This is a genomic window from Fredinandcohnia quinoae (assembly GCF_022427965.1).
Classification (GTDB): domain Bacteria; phylum Bacillota; class Bacilli; order Bacillales; family Bacillaceae_L; genus Ferdinandcohnia; species Ferdinandcohnia quinoae.
Genome location: NZ_JAKTTI010000003.1, coordinates 87,007 through 103,492, shown reverse-complemented (window position 1 = coordinate 103,492; position 16,486 = coordinate 87,007). Strand labels below are relative to the sequence as shown.

Here is a 16,486-nt window from a genome sequence, read left to right as displayed (position 1 = left end):
ATGAAGTACAGTGTTATAATTTAAGACAATAAATTCTTTAATGGAGGTACGCTATGAATGATGTTGTGAATACTCAAAAAGAAAAATATAAAGCATGGGTTACGGAAAATTTAGGTGAAAAAACAGGTATGTGGTACACACCATATCTTGAAAAACTTGGATACCTCTTGGGGAAATTCGGATTAGGTAGTGGCTATAAGGAAAACTTCTTTGATTATCAATCATATTCGGAATATAAAAATATCTATCAACAAATGACGGAACAAAGTGATGAGGATATTGAGAGATTAGTAACTGGTAAAAGTACACCTCGATATCCAGAAAAGTTTGGTACAACAAGAATTCAATTTAGAAAGAAATATGCGGAAGATGAATATAATCGCGGCGTAAGAAGTAAGCCTGATAATTTAGGTGGGATACCTGACTGGGGCGTTTTAATGCGATCATATTTAATATTTTTATATTATGATGAAAATCCTACTTTAACTTATCCTAAAAAAGAGAAGAAAATTGCGAATCAAGGTGATGAAATTGATAACAGCATAAATTATTGGGTAATTTCACCAGGTGAATATTCGAGATTATGGGATCAGTTCAACGCAGAAAATATAATTGCACTTGGTTGGGACTATTTAGGGGATTTAAAAAACTATGATTCAAAGGAAGCTGTTGAACGAAAAATAGCTGAACAAAGAGCGGATGGGGTGCGCCCTGTCAATGATACAAAGGCTGTGTGGGATTTCTATCGTGAAATTCAAACAGGCGACGTTGTATATGTGAAAGAAGGAATTAAGAAAATCCTCGCACGCGGAGTTGTTACGGGAAATTACTACTACGATGATGAAGCACAAGAGTATAAACATAGAAGAAAAGTAGATTGGCTTCAAGTTGGAAAGTGGGAACTACATCAGTCTTTTGCCCAAAAAACGTTAACATGTCTAAATCCTTATCCAAATTTTATTCAAGAAATTGATCAAGTAATGAATGAAGATTTTATTGATCAAAAAATTGCTGAAATAAATGAATTTCGAAATTGGTTATCCAATCAAGTTACAGATACAGGAGTTAGCTTGAATGATAAAACAGTTACGCAAAAGGTAAGTGCGATAAAGGATATAGAGCACCATTTTGATACTCCAATTTTTGGTGAAACAGATATTGAGCAACTAAAACGGTTGAAAGATCTCGTTGTATCAGACGAATCCTACAAAAAATATAAAGGCGTATCGGGAAGTTCAATTGACTACTACATTCGTTTTATTGAATCTAAGCCTACTGTACAAGAAAATGAGTCCTTTACAATGGATGAATTTCTTTCGGATGTTTTTATCGAGAAGGAGGAGCTTATACGTCTAATTTCTTTACTTGAAAATAAGAAGAATCTTATTTTGAAAGGTGCACCGGGAGTAGGTAAAACGTATATTGCCAAACGTTTAGCGTATGTAATGATGGAAGAAAAAGATGAACTGCGTATCCATATGGTTCAGTTCCACCAAAGCTATAGTTATGAGGACTTTATTGAAGGGTTCCGTCCAAAAGCTGAAGGAGATGGGTTTGAGCTGAAACCAGGTCCGTTTGTGAAGTTTGCTAGAAAAGCAGCGCGAGATCCGGAACGAGACTACTTCTTTATTATTGATGAAATTAATCGTGGGAATATGAGTAAAATATTTGGGGAATTAATGATGCTTATCGAAGCGGATAAGCGGGGTGAGCAAATCAATCTCCTTTATTCTAATGATAAGTTTTCTGTGCCATCGAATTTATACATCATGGGGATGATGAATACGGCAGATAGAAGCTTAGCTTTATTAGACTACGCACTTAGAAGAAGATTTTCGTTTTTTGAAATTAAACCAGCGTTCCAAAATGAGACATTTAAGTCGTATGTAAACGAATTAAATAATCCAGAAGCTTTAAATCGTATCATTGATGAAATTAAAAGCTTAAATAATCAAATTGTTGAAGAGCTAGGGACAGGCTTTCAAATTGGGCATAGCTACTTTGTGGGTGATGCTTATAAAGTAGATACCGCAAATCGTGTAGAGGAAGTAATCGAATATGAAATTATTCCACAGCTATTCGAGTATTGGTTTGATGATGAACAGAAAGCAAACGATTGGGCTGTACGACTAAGAGGTTGTTACGATGGAGAGAAATAATAATATTCCAATTCGTAATATATACTATATGCTTTCCTATGCATATCAAACTTTAAATCTTTCCGAGTATAAACAAATCGGAACAGAAAAGTTTGAGAACGTCAAAGAGCTTTACGCAAAAATTTTATCGATTGGTATACCTGTTTTGATACGCGGAGGCTTAAATAAAGATTATATAAATGTTGAAGAGACTTCCAATGTTATAAAGGGGAAAATTGATATCAATTCTACGATAAAGAAAAATGCACTGGTAAATAAGAGAGTTACAGTGGTTTATGATGAGTTCTCTGAGAATATATTGTTGAATCAAATTATTAAAGCGACACTCGTTTACATATCGCGCTCAAATAAAATAAATCAAAAAGTGCGTAGATTATTTTACGGTTTGTTGCCTTATTTTACGGAGGTATCAGATGTAGAGCTAGGATTGAAACTTTGGAAAAACGTTAGATATAACCGCCAAAACATTCGTTATCAATTTATTGTAGACGTGTGTAGATATCTTTATGAGCAGTTATTATTTGATGAAAGCTCTACTTCTCAAATGTTGAAAGAGGTTCAAGACGAGCAAAGATTATCGTCCTTATATGAAAAGTTCATCTATGCATTTTTCAAACGTGAAACGAAATATAATGTTTCCCATCCTCAAATTCGGTGGATTGTTGATGATGAATTAACAGATGCATTACCGATTATGCAAACAGACCTTGTACTTCAAAAAGATAAAAAAACATTGATTGTGGATGCGAAATTTTATTCTGAGAATATGGTGGCAAGGTTTGTAGGTGGAGCTGCAAAACAAAAATCCGGTAACCTTTATCAAATATTTACATATATAAATAATTGGAAAAAGGAACAGGATGAAACGGTTGCAGGTATGTTACTTTATGCGAAAACAACCGCACTAAATCAACCTAACCATATTTATCACATTAAAGGTAATCAAATTTTAGTTGTATCTCTTGATTTACAACAAGATTTTGGCGGCATAAAGGAAAGCTTACTAGCATATGCCAATCAATTTTTTGCTTAGTTTTATAATTTCGTTTTAGCTATATAAGAAATATCCCTCGAATCATCATTCGGGGGATTTTCTCTATTATTACTCGTTTAAATTTGATACAAGTAAATTGTATCGTTGATTAAATGTAATAGACGGGAGACTTAATTTTCCCTCGTCTATTTTTGTCGGAGTGACATTCCGAAATAAAAGTAATGTTGTAAACCACCAGCACCCCATGTGTTGCCAACTACAATCGATCCATGCGGAGTGTGTAGCAGAGCTTGTAAGAATTAACACTAACTAAAGAGTCATATTCATTGAAGAAATCGGCTTATTTTTACTATCTAATAATATTCTTGTGGAACAACTTTGTGAAACAAGATTCTTTGGGTTGTGACAGGCACCGCAAAATTAAGTTGTCTAAATATATGGAACCGAGGGATAAATTTCTTAGAGTAGACGTATTGTATTGTTTTAATATAATTGGTTGTTAAACCATTTTTGTACAACACAAAATAGCAACCCCACTTACTTGATGGATCAAACAAATGATAGGAGACAGGTGAAAATTTAAAATGAGTGTATACCCTTCGATGTATTGAAGGGTTACTATCACCGAAAGCAGGCAGGCCCTATTTTTATGTGGTCAAAAGTATTGAATATAGTGAAAGTGGTTGTAACCTACCGACCTAAAATTACATGAGCAAGTTTGATCCCGACCACCGGTATCAAAGCAGGCAACACAAGAAGTTAATAAATAGTATTTTTAAAAAGACAGGATGTATTCCTGTCTTTTTACTACTCACCAGGAAATCTCAATATAATTGCCTCTCCAAAAATTAACAAAATAATCAAAGTCTTTCCCTAATAATATTGCTATACTATCATTAATAAGTAATTCTATACTTTGGGGAGGCAAGAATACTATGCCTATATAGAACAAGTTAGTTAGAGACCATATCCCAGAAATTATTGAAGCAACTGGTAAGAATTGTTCCACAAGAATTATAAATAATAACGAATACATCCAAGAACTTAAGAAAAAGAGTTTTGAAGAACTTGAAGAATATATGAATGCAACGAACGATGAAGATGCATTAGAAGAAATGGCAGATGTGTTGGAAATCCTTCATGTTCTTGCAGAATGCCACGGTGCTTCAATTGAAAAAGTCGAAGAAATTCGCAAGAAAAAAGCGAAAGAAAGAGGCGGCTTTAAAGAAAGGGTATTTTTAATTGAGGTAGAGGACTAATCATGAGTAAAAAGGTGAGTTATGAGCCATAAATTACAAGTCGGCGAGATGAGTGTAGCCTATTTAACTGATAAGGATATCTGGTCACATTTTAACTATATCTATTCGCCGAAATCGAAAAACTCAACTACATACAAGTTTGTGCTAATCAAATCAATTATTGAGAACCTCTATAATGTGAATGATAAATTGGAGTTAAGTTATGATCGTATTTTTAGCAGTTTTGCAAAGATCTATTGGAATTTAGTTATTCATCATGACTTAAACCAAATCAATATGGTCGGTAAAAGAGCAGAAGTACAAAATGTATTGCTGTCCTTACAAGAAAAGCACGGAATACCTAATAGCCTCGTATTTGATAAATTATCAAATGAACTACAGGTAGATACCATAATGAAGGTAAAGAAGAAATGTAAGATTAATGTAATGGGTGCGATATATGGTGATACGAGCGGTGCTATTTATGATTTTGATAATAAAAAGGAATTTATTAAAATAAATAGTTCATTTTACTCTTTTATGCAACGATTTCAGAAGGTATTAACGTATGTAACGAATTATCATTTAGCCCTGTTTCTAGAAAAATTTAATGAACAAGGGGACACTACAAAATTATTACTCAGTGTTGAGAATGTTTCGAAGAGGACTTCATTGGATCACTTTTATTATGTATTGGAATCATTCTACGGTGGAGAATGCTTCTATTGTGGCAAGAAAATAAAAAATAAAAGTAACTCACATGTCGATCATTTTATTCCGTGGAGCTTTGTTCAAGCAGACCAACTCTGGAATTTAGTTATTTCATGCAGCACCTGTAATCTGGCGAAAAGTGATAAACTAGCAAAGGAAAACTATTTATCTGCATTAATAGATAGAAACAACCAAATTCTGGGCATGACTGATATGCGAGGAAGAGAAGATATGCAAATATATACTCCGAGCAAATTAGAACAGCTGTATCATTTTTCCATTGATAATGGTTATACTGATTTTTGGACACCAATAGCTAGTGACTGATAAGAAACTAGTGCTATATGTGAAGGTTAATAAACAACAAAGTGATTAGCTACTCAATTAATTGAGTAGCTTTTTACTATTTTAAATAATAGTAAAATTATCTTATATTTTCTGAAAACCTGTAATTTCCCATGGTATAATTTAGAAAAATATAGAAATGAAAATAGAGGTTGTTACAATGGGGATCGTGATATTCATACTAGTAATCGTTGGTTTAGCTGTACTTGGTTCGCCAAAAGTAAAAGGATTCCTTGGCGAAGCATCTGTCCGCATTTATTTAAACAAGCTTGATCCAGAGCAGTATAAGGTCTTTAATGATGTACTAATTCCACTGAAAAACAGAAAAGCATCCCAGATTGATCATGTTGTTGTGTCAGCATTTGGGATATTTGTGATTGAGACAAAGAATTATAAAGGCTGGATTTATGGTGACTCCAAAAGCAAATATTGGACACAGGTTATTTATAAGCGGAAGGAAAAGCTGTATAACCCATTATGGCAAAATTACGGCCATATTAAGGCATTACAAGAGTATTTAGGGATAGAAAATCAAGAAATCTATCATTCTATTGTGTCATTTAGTAATCGTGCAACACTTAAAAATAAGAATATTAATGAACCAAATACGAGTGTCATTTATTCATCACGTCTCGTAAGCACCATTCATACCTGCAAAAATAGTAAATTAACAGCAGTTGAAGTCGGACGAATTGCTAGCAAACTAGAAAACATAACCAAGGCAGACAGTGATAAGAAAAAACAGCATGTGAAAAATGTGAAGGATTCCCAACGATTTTACCAGTATAAAATTAATGCTAACATGTGCCCAAAGTGTGGCTCCGATCTAGTCGAGCGCAAGGGCAAGTATGGTGCTTTTAAAGGTTGCAGTAATTACCCGAAATGTAGGTTTGTGGCTAAGCAGTCGGGTTAAATGACGGGAGAAGGGAAAAACTCTTTCCTTGCTGGGTGGTTCAATCTACCATTCAAGGTATATTCCCTTCAGGCCGTCGGTTTTGGGCAGCGCTCATCGCCGAAAACGAAAATCAATTGTAAATGTAAAATTCTTTAAAAGTCATGACATTATAGATTTTTGGGGGATTAATCGAATATTACTGCTTTTCCTTGTTCACGTAATTTTTGTAAAGATGTAAGCATATGATTAATTTCTTCATCGGAGTGTCTCTCCCATGAACCTAATTCAGCTATTATTTTTAAAGGGGACTTAGATCTATAGGAGCGTGTTGGGTTTCCAGGGAATCTTTTGTCAGTTACGTTCGGATCATTTTCAAAATCACCTAGTGGTTCTACAATGTAGATTCTTTCTTTTGATTTAGATGCTGCTAGTTCAGCACCCCATTTTGCAGCATCTAATGTTGCAGTAAAATAGATATGGTTCGATTTTTTATCTTGGTAATTTGATAAATGTTGCGGCTCTAATAAGTCTCCAATTTTTAGTTCTGCTTTCGTACCATGGAAAAAGGGACCTTTGTCTAAGACATCTTTTTTGTCATTCATATTGAGACACCTCTTATATTAGATTTATAACAACAGTATAGTGTTGGAATGACCGAAAGTATAGTCTACAAAAAAATTGAAAATCACGATATACTATAAGTAGAGAGAATGATGAAGAACGGTAATTACCTTTTAAAAAGCAATCAACATTTTTGATTGATGTATTATATAAAGAAACTGGGCGCTTTTCCTAAACATGGGAAGCGTCTTTTTATCTTCAGAAAGACTTTTACATGCAAAATTTATTTTCATTAGCCCAAAAAAATTAATATCAAATAAAACTGTATTAATAATATTAATCCATAAATTAATTATTTTAATTATATATTTAAAAATAATTAAAATATATTATTTACAACTTTAATTTATTTGTATATAATCAAATCAAATAAAAGAAAGGAAATACATTATGGCCTACAAAGTAATCACAAATTGTCCTGTCTGCAGCAAAACACTGAAGATTACGAAGCTGCAGTGTTCTCATTGTCACACTACGATTGAAAATGAATTTGAATTATCTAAGCTTGCTTCATTATCTAAGGATCAGCTTCATTTTGTGGAAGTATTTTTAACATGCAGAGGGAATATCAAAGAAGTTGAAAAGGAACTAGGAATTTCGTATCCGACGGTTCGAGGCAAGCTATCAGAGATCATTTCATCACTTGGATATGTACAGAAGAAAAATGAAGTTGACGAGAAAAAGGTTGTTACTATGCTGGAAAATGGCGAAATCACTCCAGAAGAAGCCATTAAGCTATTAAAAGAATAAGGAGGAATTTACGATGAAAGAGGAAATTACAAGAGTGTTAACAATGGTGCAAGAAGGGAAAATTGATGCAGATAAGGGTTCTGAGTTGATTCAGGTATTAAAAGAGAAAGAAGAGACAGGAAGTAAAGGAGAAGAAAAACCGACTAAATACTTTGATAAAACCTTAAAAATTCGTGTTGTATCTGCTGAAGGTGATAACGTCACGGCCAATCTGCCTATAAAACTGGTCAAGGTCGTATTAATGGCTGGTCACAGTATCGCAGCAAGTATTCCTCAATCAGAAAAATATGTAAAGGATATTGACATAAACCTTATTATCGAAGCAATCGAAAACGAATTGGATGGCCAAATTGTCGATGTTAAGTCGGCAAACGGAGATACCGTTTCTGTCATCATTGAATAGTGTGATGCCAATGATGTATATAAAAGTAAAAGCAAAAGACGTTCGATTCACGATCCCAATTCCATATGCCATTCTAAACATTGGTATTTCAATATTATCCTCACATTTTTTTCAGCAACAGGCGAATAAATGGACAAAAGAGCATTTCGAAAGAAAAAAACTGGACATTGAGATTCCATCAATAGACAAAAAAATGCTAAAGCCAATCGTCAAGGAACTAAAAAATTATAAAGGAATTGTACTAGTAGATGTCAAAGCGAAAGACGGTACTGAGGTTAAGATTAGACTATAATTTTTTTCAGAATACTCATTAATAAAGTGATCGCTATGTTAAGGACACTTTATTGGTGGGATTTTTTTTTACGTTTGTTCACGAAATATAATAGACATTGGAATGCAAGGCTATCGTAATTAACAATCAGATAAAAGAAGGAAATAAAACATAATTGGCGAAATGTAATTAATTAATCGTATGAATGAAGTTGTTTTACTAATAATTATCGAAGGATGGTATCAAGATATGTTTTTTGTTCAAATGTCAGGTCACCCTGGTTCAGGGAAGTCCACCCTTGCACGACAAATTGCAGCTAGAGTAGATGTGGTTATCATTGACCATGATATTGTAAAATCTGCATTATTACATACTATTGAGGAAGAGAAAGCACCAATGGATGGAAATCTTGCTGCAAAAATCTCATATAATATTGATTGGTCTTTAATAGAATTTCATTTATCACAAGGGCAAGCTGTAATATTCGATAGTCCTTGTTTATATGAGGTAATGGTTGAAAAGGGTACCGAATTAGCAAAAAAATATAATGTTACCTACAAATATGTGGAGTGCTATCTTGATGACCGAAATGAAATTAATACTAGATTAAAAAATCGCGAAAGAATGATAAGCCAAATAAAAGAAGCTGAATCAGAAGAAGCCTTTACATACACAATTAATAACAGTAAAAAACCTTCTGATTATAAATGTTTGATTGTAGACACATCGCAGCCTTTGGACAGTTATATTCAAAATGTAATGAATTATATTGAAGAATAATTAATACTTAATTAAGTGGAGAGGCTAGTGTTTGTGGGGCTATTTGTCATTTTTCGTTAACTAGAGCTTTATATTCAAAATAGGTAACATCTACTATATCTTTAAAAAGCCGATTTCCATAGGAATCGACTTTTTTGAGTCGGGCATGTTACACTATAGCACAGTTAAATTAATGAAGAATAACTCGATTGAAGGGAACAACTATGATTTCATTTATCCTCACTTTAAAACGATTAGTATCAGCTATTTTTCGATTAGGAAAGGACCCATTATTTAGAACACTACTTGGAACATTAACAATTATTTTACTATCGGGAACCATGTTTTATCATCGAACAGAGGGTTGGTCATTGCTAGATTCGTTCTACTTTGCATTTATAAGTCTGATGCCGACTAGTATACATACCGGATTAATTCCACAAACGGATATAAGTAAATGGTTTACCATGATTTATTTAGCGGTTGGCATAGGAGTTATGTTGATGATTTTGATTAGATTGGGTCTTGCGATTATCAAATTTGAACGGTCTGAAGAAAATGAAATAGAGCTGAAGAGGCTGAATCGTAAATAACAATTGATTCTAAATCATTAAGAAAAAGCACATTTCATACTCCAGAAATGCGCTTTTTTTGACTTACCAACGGAATAAAATCTTTGATTGCATACTGCTCAAGTTAATCGATATTTTTTATTGGCTGTTTAACCAAGAATGGTACATTTTCAACTCCAACCATTCTTGCATACGTAAACAATTGACCTTTATGATGAATTTCGTGGTCCTTTGCAGTTGATAGCCAGAAGCTGCCTGTACCAGGATAATTGTTCATATTTATTTCTTTTAGTAACTGTTCATCAGTCAACGACTGCAAATCTGCTGTAGTCTCCTCGGTCAATTGATTAACAATGCTTCGAACTTCATCGATTGTTTGGTATTGATTGATTGTTTTTGGTGGGGTAAACGTACCATTCTTAACAGTTTTTACGAACATATCCGTTGAGCTTACAATATGAACAATTAAAGCCCCCATCGGAATGGCATTGTCCCAAGGTTTAAAGTCGATATGTTTATGGTCAATCAATTCAACCATTTCTTGTAATACAAGTCTATGCCGAATCCAGTCTTGAATAAAAGAATCTACTTTTGCCATATCATTCCCCTCCATGCTTATCGTATTTTAATTCATCACTTCTCAATTAAGTTCGATTTCAACTTGTTAAATTCCTTTTATTTTCCAAGAATATTGTGGGAATTTATTGCCTTTTCACTTCATAATGCAATTCAATAAATTGATTAAATTTCCTCGTTCCTTTCAGAGAGAGGTCTAATTGGCGGTTTCCTTCCTTAAATAAAGGGATGCCATTCCCTAATATCGTTGGTGCAAAAGTGATAATGATTTCATCAACTAAATCCTCTTGAATAAAAGAATGTAACAATTCACCACCACCTAGTACCCAGATATTATTACCGTCTTTGTTTTTAAGTGTATTTACAAAATTTTTTATGTCATCATTCACAAACTTCACATTCTCGGTATCCTCATAAGAAGATCTTGAAAACACATAGCATTCCTTATTTGTATACGGGAACTCCTCCATTTCTTGTTTCATTAACCAATCATACGTTTTTTTACCCATTAGCAATGTATCAACAGTATCATAAAACTCCGAGATTCCATTGTCACCTTCACCCTCTACATCAAATAACCACTGAAGAGACTCATCCTTTGTAGCAATGTATCCATCTAAACTAGATGCAATGAATAAGACGACATTCCGATTTTGATTCATAATCATTCTCCTTTCTTTATCCATAAAATAAGTATAAGGTTAAAACACGACACCTTTTGTCATATTAAAATAATTAATTCTTATTTTTGCTAAAGGGATGGATTTGATGAGAGCAGATCGATTAATGAATATAATGATTTTGTTACAAAACAGAGGGAAAATGACGGCGAAAGAATTAGCTAGTGAACTAGAGGTATCGGATCGGACCATCCTTAGAGATATGGATGCATTAACGAATGCTGGGATTCCCATTGTTTCTGAAGAAGACCGCTTCATTTCAATTTGGCTACATACTGGGAGCAATCAAAAGTAGAGTTTGTCCAAAATTTACCGAACTATGATGTACAAGTAGAAATACATCCAAAAATAATGAGTCGAATTAATTTTACAGGTAAATTTGTTAAAGTAATACAAACCGAAAATCCAAATGAAGACAATTGGATACCAGCAACTCTAGCATTTAATGATAAGCAAGAGGCTATTGAGTTTATATTGGGATTCGCAAACAAAATAAAGATCGTTTCACCAAAAGATCTTTCGGATAAAGTCGTATCATTAGCCAAGTCCGTTATTGATTTTTACAATCATGAATAATCGTAAAAGGTAGGTTAAGGAATCCACTTTATGGAAATCATAGTAAGGAATAAGATCCTCTAAGGGTGGCTTTATCATGAATAATTATCAGAATAATAATACTGCTAGAAGATACCTAGCTCATGTTAGTTCTCTTGGAACGACTCAACTTCATTTGCGGAATCCTTATATCATTGGCTGGTGGTCAGCTGCATTCCCCGGTTTCGGTCATTTGCTTCTATCAAAATATCTTAGAGGATATGCTTTATTTATTTGGGAAGTATTTGTAAATTTAAAGGCTCATATTAATCTTGCGATGATTTACTCCTTCCAAGGAAACATAGACTTAGCTAAAGATGTTTTGGATACGAAATGGCTTTTGATGTATATCCCGGTATATCTTTTTGCAATCTGGGATAGTTATCGAACAACAGTTGACATGAATAAGGTTTATCTTTTGGCAGATCATGAAAATCATCGTTTTAATTCATTCACTTTAGGAACATTGGAGATCAATTATTTAGATAAAAGAAACCCAATTGTGGCGGTCATGTGGTCATTCTTTATACCAGGTCTCGGACAGCTATATATTCATAGGATTTTAACAGCGATTTTTCTTATTCTTGGATTAGTTACCTTTTATCATTATTCACATGTTCAAGAAGCCATTGTGTTATTGTTCTTAGGAAAAGTGATGGAAGCTACCTCCGTCATAAAACCAGAGTGGCTCTTATTTCTTCCTTCTCATTATGGCTTTGCGATATATGACTCTTATATTAATTCGGTTGAGAATAATAAACTTTATGAAAAGGAACAAAGAAATTATTTAATTGAAAAGTTCCAAGCAAAAAATTTCAAAATACGAAAAGGACAAAAAGTATAACGATGAATGTGCAAATATTTTCAACGTTTGATAGTAATATCCACTTAGAAATAGCTATATCAACACTTGGAAAGAACGGCATTAAAAATGAAAATATATATGCCGTTCCCCTCGATAATCGAACAGAAGAACGAAGGCTTTTTGATACCCTTCATCGTTCAGATGGAACATCCCTCATCGATATAGGGATGGCACTTGCTACTGCATTTTCTGTCATTGGTGCAAGCATTGGTTTTGAATTGTCATGGGGTCCCATTTACTGGGGACTCATCGGTGCCATTAGTGGATTTGTTGTGGGAGTAGCAATTAGACTTTTTATGGAATTAGTGATAAGGAAAAGGAAACGAGTATTAAAAGGGAAACAGTCAGAGGTCATCCTCATTATAGATTGTGAAGAAACACAGATCGCATTGGTTGAAAATATACTTTGGAAACATTTTGCAATGGGAGTGGCAATAACGAAGGTGGAGAGTTGAAGTCTAGAAATACTAGGGGATTAAGCAGTTATTGGATCGTTCGAAACCAAGGCGCGCCTTTAAAGGTGTGTCTTTTTTTTGAGCTATTTCATAGAGTAAGAAGGTTATGTTAAGATGAGCTCTAACTTTTTTGTTGAAAATGTAAAGGTCTTTTAATAGTAAAGGAAGAATATTGTATCATCATTAAAATTTTCTTAATTGGAGTGATTGTATGAAACTAACGCATGTTCGACTATTGACGGAAAACTTTAAAGAGTGTTTTTTGTTTTATCGAGAGATTCTTGGTTTCGAAGTTGATTGGGGAAATAGAAATGAAAAGATGTGAGTTCCAACCAATTAGTATTGATGATCTACCTGCAATGGCTGATTTGTTAATACAAAGGCAAAATGCCGAAGCTGAAGTGTTTCCGTTTCTAAAAAATTCTTGTCTGAATAAAGAATATACGACAGATCTACTTAGAAACTTGTTGAATCATAAAAAAGTCATTGGGGTTGGAGCATTTACGAATCATGAACTAGTAGGTTATCTCATTGGGGAGATAAAGATTGACACCCTTCGAGGCAGGCATATATGGGTGCCCTATGAAGGAATCGCAATCAGAATGGATCAATCCTCTGAGCTTATCAGGAATCTATATGCAAAGGTTTCAGTGAAGTGGTTAGAGCAAGGCTGCTTTATGCACTACACGATAATCCCACTTGGAAATCAGGTGTACTATGATGCCTACCAACGATTAAGCTTTTTTATCCAGCAAGTACACGGGGTATTGAATATCGGGGATTACAAACCCTTTGAACATGTATCTGATATAGAGATTAAAATTGCTGATAAAATGGATAGTGAAATGATGGGGAAAATGTCCAGCATCATTCAATCGTATCAAAATTCAACACCTACGTTTGAGCCTGCGTTACCTGAAGTTGTATCCAATATTCATTCCGCATATAAAAGTATAGTAGAGGAAGATGATCCAACATGTCTTATTGCGAGTAAAGACATGAAGGAAGTAGGATTTCAAGTATATGATCAGATAAATACTGATTTGATGACACCCGACAATGGAGTTGAGTTAAGCATTGCAGGCACCTCCGATTCTCAAATGGGAAAAGGTGTTGGTAAAAGGTTAATGAATGAAGGTTATAGGATTATGAAAGAAAAAGGATATAACAGTATAGTAACAGATTGGCGAATAACCAACCTTGCTTCTTCAACATTTTGGCCTAAGTGCGGGTTTATGCCAGTAGCCTATAGAATGGTGAGATCCATTGATAGTCATATAGCATGGGCTAATTTTAACAACCCGAGTATCAAGCTGTTGTAGCAAAATCTGTCAGATATTTATACCATTGATGCTGCTCCTGGCACTATCATGGCCTGCTAATCCCGCAGGACGTTGAAAATGAATCTATGAAAATTACAACACACTTGAAAATCCAGCTGCCTTCCTAGGCGGCTTTTTTCTATGTGGAAAAAATAGATGCATTCCAATTTGCTTCATAGCAGTAGGAATGTATATAATTTCTGTCCTTGATTTGCTGTCATAAAATCCGGTTGATTAAATATATAAAATTATGGAACAAAATGACAAAATGGCCTCCGATTTTTAAAGGAAATTAAGATACTTATGGCGTATATAAGAAGAAATGGATTTCCGATTTATCCAATTAATACTAGTAAATTATTAGCAAAGCAAATTTTTCAAAATTATTTTTGAGAATTGTCGATATTGTTCATAGTGATTCGTCGTCTTAGTAGAAAGTTAAAAACCAATCAGAATGAAGCTTCACCATAAAAAAATAGGAGGTTATCACGTATGAGATTTATGATGATTGTAAAAGCGACTACAGATTCAGAGGAAGGAAAAATGCCTAGCCCAGAGCTAATTGAAGCGATGCAAAAGTATAACGAAGAATTGGTGAAAGCGGGTGTATTATTAGCGGGAGATGGACTACATCCTAGTTCAAACGGAATCAGGATATCATATCCGGAAGCTGGTGGTAAACCAAAGGTTATGGACGGTCCGTTCACGGAGTCAAAAGAATTAATTGCGGGATATACGTTGATTGAAGTTAAATCTAGAGAAGAAGCGATTGAATGGGCATTACGGATGCCAGATCCTCATGGATTTGGGCAGGGAGAAATTGAGCTTAGACAGGTTTTTGAGGCGGTGGACTTAACAGATAATCCAGAATTCCTGGAAAAAGAAGCAGCACTTCGAAAGCATGTAGAGGAGCGACAAAAAGCGTGAGTTTGCCTCAAACACAAAGAACGATTGATGCGATATGGCGAATAGAGTCACCAAAACTCATTGCAAAGTTAACCGGAATGGTTCGCGATGTCGGTCTTGCAGAGGATCTAGCTCAGGATGCCTTGGTGATTGCTCTTGAAAAATGGCCGCATGCCGGGATACCAGACAATCCTGGAGCATGGCTGATGACAACGGCGAAGCGGCGTGCGATTGATCTTTTGCGAAGAAAGAAGATAGGTGATCAAAAGTATGTAGAGATTGCTAAAAATACAGATTTATATACGGTGGAAGATGTGGATCAAGTACTGGATGGGGAGATTGGTGACGATCTCCTTCGTCTGATTTTTATGACCTGTCATCCCGTATTGTCCCAGGAGGCAAGAGTTGCCTTAACATTACGACTGTTATGCGGACTTACCAAGGAAGAGATTTCACGTTCATTTCTTGTCGCGGAATCAACCATTGCTCAGAGAATTGTCCGTGCTAAGAGGACCCTTAACGAAAAAAAGATTCCTTTTGAGGTACCTCACGGAGAGGATCTTAATGATCGCCTGTCTACTGTGCTTGAAGTGATCTACCTTATGTTTAATGAAGGTTATTCAGCTACTTCTGGTGAACACTGGATCCGTCCTTTACTATGCCAAGAGGCACTGAGACTGGGACGAGTCCTTGCCGAAATCGCATCTAATGAACCAGAAGTTCATGGACTTGTTGCTTTAATGGAAATTCAATTTTCTCGGTTCAAAACTCGAGTTAATTCAAAGGGAGAACCTGTTCTTCTGATGGATCAAAATCGGGCACAGTGGGATCAATTATTGATTCGCCGTGGTTTGGCAGCATTAGAGCGCAGCCGGAAGCTAGGACGTTCACTTGGACCTTATTCATTGCAAGCAGCCATCTCGGCTTGCCATGCTCAGGCACCGTCTCCTGAGGAGACAGATTGGCCACGGATTGCAGTTCTTTACGAAGCGCTTTCGATTGTAATGCCCTCGCCAATCGTAGAATTAAACCGGGCAGTTGCGATATCCATGGCATTTGGTCCGGACATTGGCATCCAGATTGTAGACCAGTTGAATGCTGACCAAAGCTTGAAGAAATATCATCTATTGCCGAGTGTTCGCGGGGATCTCCTTGTGAAGCTAGGACGTTTTGATGAAGCGCGGACAGAATTTGAACGTGCTGCATCTCTTACCCAGAATGAACGTGAACAAACCCTTCTACTAAATCGCGCGAAGGAATGTGGAGAAGGATCTGCATAAAAAATTTTTTTCTCAGCCTTGTCGATTATCCCGTTCCTTATTCGTTGTGTTGGTAAAGGAATAAGTGAGCAGTCTATTCTGCTCATCATT

At 35.1% G+C, this 16,486-nt stretch carries 20 protein-coding genes; 17 read left to right on the top strand and 3 right to left on the bottom strand.

From position 1 onward, the window contains the following. Positions 1–53 precede the first annotated feature (53 nt). The 5 genes from MJG50_RS03825 (at position 54) to MJG50_RS03805 (ending at position 6,360) form a co-directional block, all read left to right on the top strand. Complete coding sequence (locus MJG50_RS03825; protein ID WP_240252860.1) at positions 54–2,159, top strand: DUF8426 domain-containing protein; 2,106 nt, start codon at positions 54–56, stop codon at positions 2,157–2,159. Next, the gene (locus MJG50_RS03820) at positions 2,146–3,192 is read left to right on the top strand and encodes a 5-methylcytosine restriction system specificity protein McrC (protein WP_240252858.1); all 1,047 of its coding nucleotides are present in this window, start codon (positions 2,146–2,148) and stop codon (positions 3,190–3,192) included. Before MJG50_RS03825 ends, MJG50_RS03820 begins: the two co-directional genes overlap by 14 nt. Before the next feature lie 929 nt (positions 3,193–4,121). Then, positions 4,122–4,412 carry a nucleoside triphosphate pyrophosphohydrolase gene (locus tag MJG50_RS03815; protein ID WP_240253038.1) on the top strand — a complete coding sequence of 97 codons (291 nt, stop codon included), beginning with the start codon at positions 4,122–4,124 and terminating at the stop codon, positions 4,410–4,412. A gap of 21 nt (positions 4,413–4,433) precedes the next feature. Further along, on the top strand, positions 4,434–5,429 hold the full coding sequence (locus MJG50_RS03810) for an HNH endonuclease (RefSeq protein ID WP_240252856.1): 996 nt from the start codon (positions 4,434–4,436) through the stop codon (positions 5,427–5,429). 178 nt (positions 5,430–5,607) lie between these two features. Continuing rightward, complete coding sequence (locus MJG50_RS03805) at positions 5,608–6,360, top strand: NERD domain-containing protein (RefSeq protein WP_240252851.1); 753 nt, start codon at positions 5,608–5,610, stop codon at positions 6,358–6,360. 167 nt (positions 6,361–6,527) lie between these two features. On the opposite strand, the gene arr is transcribed toward MJG50_RS03805, so the two are convergent. After that, on the bottom strand, positions 6,528–6,944 hold the full coding sequence (gene arr, locus MJG50_RS03800; protein WP_240252850.1) for an NAD(+)--rifampin ADP-ribosyltransferase: 417 nt from the start codon (positions 6,942–6,944) through the stop codon (positions 6,528–6,530). 409 nt (positions 6,945–7,353) lie between these two features. On the opposite strand from arr, the gene MJG50_RS03795 reads away from it, so the two are divergent. The 5 genes from MJG50_RS03795 to MJG50_RS03775 all read left to right on the top strand — a co-directional run bounded on the left by MJG50_RS03795 (position 7,354) and on the right by MJG50_RS03775 (position 9,739). Continuing rightward, positions 7,354–7,713, top strand: coding sequence for a DUF2089 domain-containing protein (locus MJG50_RS03795; protein WP_240252849.1), 360 nt, complete (start codon positions 7,354–7,356; stop codon positions 7,711–7,713). 13 nt (positions 7,714–7,726) lie between these two features. Next, positions 7,727–8,116, top strand: coding sequence for an SHOCT-like domain-containing protein (locus MJG50_RS03790; RefSeq protein ID WP_240252846.1), 390 nt, complete (start codon positions 7,727–7,729; stop codon positions 8,114–8,116). Between the two features lie 10 nt (positions 8,117–8,126). Then, positions 8,127–8,408, top strand: coding sequence for a hypothetical protein (locus MJG50_RS03785; RefSeq protein WP_240252844.1), 282 nt, complete (start codon positions 8,127–8,129; stop codon positions 8,406–8,408). 228 nt (positions 8,409–8,636) lie between these two features. Next, positions 8,637–9,167, top strand: a complete 531-nt coding sequence (locus tag MJG50_RS03780; RefSeq protein WP_240253034.1) for a P-loop nucleotide/nucleoside kinase family protein — start codon at positions 8,637–8,639, stop codon at positions 9,165–9,167. A 203-nt stretch (positions 9,168–9,370) separates the two neighbouring features. Further along, positions 9,371–9,739: a potassium channel family protein gene (locus MJG50_RS03775; RefSeq protein WP_240252842.1), complete on the top strand. Its 369-nt coding sequence runs from the start codon at positions 9,371–9,373 to the stop codon at positions 9,737–9,739. A 103-nt stretch (positions 9,740–9,842) separates the two neighbouring features. On the opposite strand, the gene MJG50_RS03770 is transcribed toward MJG50_RS03775, so the two are convergent. Beyond that, positions 9,843–10,316, bottom strand: coding sequence for a DinB family protein (locus tag MJG50_RS03770; RefSeq protein ID WP_240252840.1), 474 nt, complete (start codon positions 10,314–10,316; stop codon positions 9,843–9,845). A gap of 103 nt (positions 10,317–10,419) precedes the next feature. Then, positions 10,420–10,956: a dihydrofolate reductase family protein gene (locus MJG50_RS03765; RefSeq protein WP_240252837.1), complete on the bottom strand. Its 537-nt coding sequence runs from the start codon at positions 10,954–10,956 to the stop codon at positions 10,420–10,422. Between the two features lie 106 nt (positions 10,957–11,062). Here MJG50_RS03765 and MJG50_RS22280 point away from each other — a divergent pair, with 106 nt between their 5' ends. The 7 genes from MJG50_RS22280 to MJG50_RS03735 all read left to right on the top strand — a co-directional run bounded on the left by MJG50_RS22280 (position 11,063) and on the right by MJG50_RS03735 (position 16,396). Further along, positions 11,063–11,269: a helix-turn-helix transcriptional regulator gene (locus MJG50_RS22280; protein ID WP_345893198.1), complete on the top strand. Its 207-nt coding sequence runs from the start codon at positions 11,063–11,065 to the stop codon at positions 11,267–11,269. Continuing rightward, complete coding sequence (locus MJG50_RS22275; RefSeq protein WP_345893197.1) at positions 11,239–11,550, top strand: WCX domain-containing protein; 312 nt, start codon at positions 11,239–11,241, stop codon at positions 11,548–11,550. The genes MJG50_RS22280 and MJG50_RS22275 overlap by 31 nt, the downstream gene beginning before the upstream one ends. 76 nt (positions 11,551–11,626) lie before the next feature. Beyond that, positions 11,627–12,412, top strand: coding sequence for a hypothetical protein (locus tag MJG50_RS03755; protein WP_240252836.1), 786 nt, complete (start codon positions 11,627–11,629; stop codon positions 12,410–12,412). Positions 12,413–12,420: 8 nt separating this feature from the next. Continuing rightward, complete coding sequence (locus MJG50_RS03750) at positions 12,421–12,888, top strand: hypothetical protein (protein ID WP_240253033.1); 468 nt, start codon at positions 12,421–12,423, stop codon at positions 12,886–12,888. Between the two features lie 311 nt (positions 12,889–13,199). After that, the gene (locus MJG50_RS03745; RefSeq protein WP_240252835.1) at positions 13,200–14,210 is read left to right on the top strand and encodes a GNAT family N-acetyltransferase; all 1,011 of its coding nucleotides are present in this window, start codon (positions 13,200–13,202) and stop codon (positions 14,208–14,210) included. A gap of 492 nt (positions 14,211–14,702) precedes the next feature. Then, a complete protein-coding gene (locus MJG50_RS03740; RefSeq protein ID WP_240252833.1) occupies positions 14,703–15,137 on the top strand; it encodes a YciI family protein in 435 nt (144 codons plus the stop codon). Next, entirely contained in the window at positions 15,134–16,396 is a 1,263-nt protein-coding gene (locus MJG50_RS03735) for an RNA polymerase sigma factor (RefSeq protein ID WP_240252830.1), read from the top strand. Before MJG50_RS03740 ends, MJG50_RS03735 begins: the two co-directional genes overlap by 4 nt. Positions 16,397–16,486 lie beyond the last annotated feature (90 nt).